Origin of the sequence: Herbiconiux daphne, assembly GCF_024979295.1 — a bacterium.
In the GTDB taxonomy this organism is placed as follows: domain Bacteria; phylum Actinomycetota; class Actinomycetes; order Actinomycetales; family Microbacteriaceae; genus Herbiconiux; species Herbiconiux daphnes.
Map to the genome: position 1 here is coordinate 1 of NZ_JANLCJ010000553.1, position 604 is coordinate 604.

1 protein-coding gene is annotated in these 604 nt (G+C 30.1%); it reads left to right on the forward strand.

Annotated features, from left to right (window positions below; genetic code table 11):
* Positions 1-447, forward strand: a 447-nt coding sequence (locus N1032_RS26400; protein WP_259543615.1) for a helicase-related protein, incomplete at its 5' end; no start/stop codon positions are given.
* Positions 448-604 lie beyond the last annotated feature (157 nt).

Genomic DNA, 604 nt, shown 5'->3' on the forward strand with positions numbered 1-604 from the left:
ATAGCACTCAAAGAGTTCCTAGAAACCAATGATAAAAATGTTTCGATATTCTATAACTTCCATGCCGAACTTGACGACATAACATTAGTAGCAAACACATTAGGAATCAAGTTGTTTGTCGTTAAAGGCGGTTTAAGTGAATATGAAGCATTCAAAGAATATAAAGGCAACCAAAGAAAAATCATTGCTATAAATTATGGTAGTGGGGCAGAAGGTCTTAATTTACAAGAATTAGACACTCAGATATACTATTCTCCTTGCATACCATTTATTAAATATGAACAATCACTAGCAAGAATACATAGAATAGGGCAAACTAAACCGGTATTCTATTACAGATATATCACCAAAAACACCATTGAAGAAAGAATTTATCAGTCATTAGCAAAAGGTGAAGACTACAATGAAAGGTTGTTTATGAAAGAAGAATATGGAATTGAAAAATAGTTGGTATGAAAAACCAACTTTTAGTTTATAATAATTATGCAAAGGAGGTATTGAATATGGCATATACAGTAGACGTTATTAAAAATGACGAAAACAATTTAGTTAAAAACATAAAGATGTTCCTATATGGTAAAAGTTTTATCGGTAAAACAAAGTT